General features: G+C 56.5%; 3 protein-coding genes. 2 read left to right on the forward strand and 1 reads right to left on the reverse strand.

What is annotated here, in order from left to right; genetic code table 11:
* Positions 1-234: helix-turn-helix domain-containing protein (locus tag BN2476_RS44920; protein WP_143811253.1), on the reverse strand; the 234-nt coding region annotated here is incomplete at its 3' end.
* A 232-nt stretch (positions 235-466) separates the two neighbouring features.
* Here BN2476_RS44920 and BN2476_RS44925 point away from each other — a divergent pair.
* Positions 467-709 carry a type II toxin-antitoxin system CcdA family antitoxin gene (locus tag BN2476_RS44925; RefSeq protein WP_087740506.1) on the forward strand — a complete coding sequence of 81 codons (243 nt, stop codon included), beginning with the start codon at positions 467-469 and terminating at the stop codon, positions 707-709.
* A gap of 64 nt (positions 710-773) precedes the next feature.
* A complete protein-coding gene (locus BN2476_RS44930; protein WP_235851270.1) occupies positions 774-1025 on the forward strand; it encodes a CcdB family protein in 252 nt (83 codons plus the stop codon).
* The last annotated feature ends 137 nt before the right edge of the window (positions 1026-1162 follow it).

Raw genomic sequence — 1162 nt, forward strand, 5'->3', positions numbered from 1 at the left:
CGCACGCAGATCGATGGGCAGTTCACGATTGCTCGGCTGGCCACGCTTGCCCGACACCAGTCCGGCTGGACCATCGGCCTCATAACGCCGGCACAGCCGGCTGATCTGTCGCTCACAAAGATCCAGCCGCTCGGCTGCCTGAAAGCAGCGCAGGCGGCCTTCAATGACCGCCTCGATGACCTTGACTCGTTCCAGTTCGCGCATGCTCGCCGTGATCAGACCACGCCCATTCATGATTCACCCCCGGGTCGACGCATCGCGACAGCGTGAGCCTAAGGGGGCAAAAATCGGACATTTCTAATTAGCCTGAATCGGACATTACTAAAAAGCTTCTACATGCAGAAAAGTTGTTAATTTAGATTATGTCAAGTCGCTGTCACTTCGTACAGAACCGACGCAGCGGAAGGCATTGATCATGTGTAAAATGTGGACAGATGTGCGCATATTCATCCACATGGAGGCTCGCATGACACATGCAACTGCCGCCGTATCGCGTAAGGCGACCAATGTCACGCTGCCTGTCGACGTTTATGAGCGGGCGAAGGAACTGGGCATCAACTTCTCACGTGCCTGCGAGCAGGCTTTGCGCGACGCAATCAAGGCTGAGGAAGGTCGTCGCTGGGCGCAGGAGAACGCCGAGTTCATTAAAAACACCAACGACTGGGTAGAAAAGAATGGCCTTCCACTGGCTGAATACCGGATGTTTTGATGGCGCGATTTGAAGTTTATGCCAACCCCGGCAAAAGCAAGGCGAATACGCCGACCTGGTCGACGTGCAGAGCGACTTTCTCGATGGCCTGACAATTCGGGTTGTTGTCCCGCTGATTCGTGCGGACTCTTTCCCTCCCGGCAAACTGCCAGCAGATTTCACGCCGCCCTTCGAGATCGCTGGCGTCAAATGCCTGATGCACCCGGCGTTCATTGCATCGGTTCCGTTAAACGAGCTTGGTCCCTCGATCGGCTCATTGCGGGAGCATCGGGACAAGATCACTGCAGCGCTTGACCGTCTGCTGGGCGGCTACTGATCGCTCAACCACCGGCGTTGGCATTACCAAACGGGACCAAACCGATTGACGTGACATCCGCCTTGATCAGCCAAGCCCGGAAATCGGGACGAGCTCGCAAAAGCGCGACAGTATTGTCTTGACCGACGCGGGCCGGG

The organism is Paraburkholderia piptadeniae, assembly GCF_900007165.1.
GTDB lineage: Bacteria > Pseudomonadota > Gammaproteobacteria > Burkholderiales > Burkholderiaceae > Paraburkholderia > Paraburkholderia piptadeniae.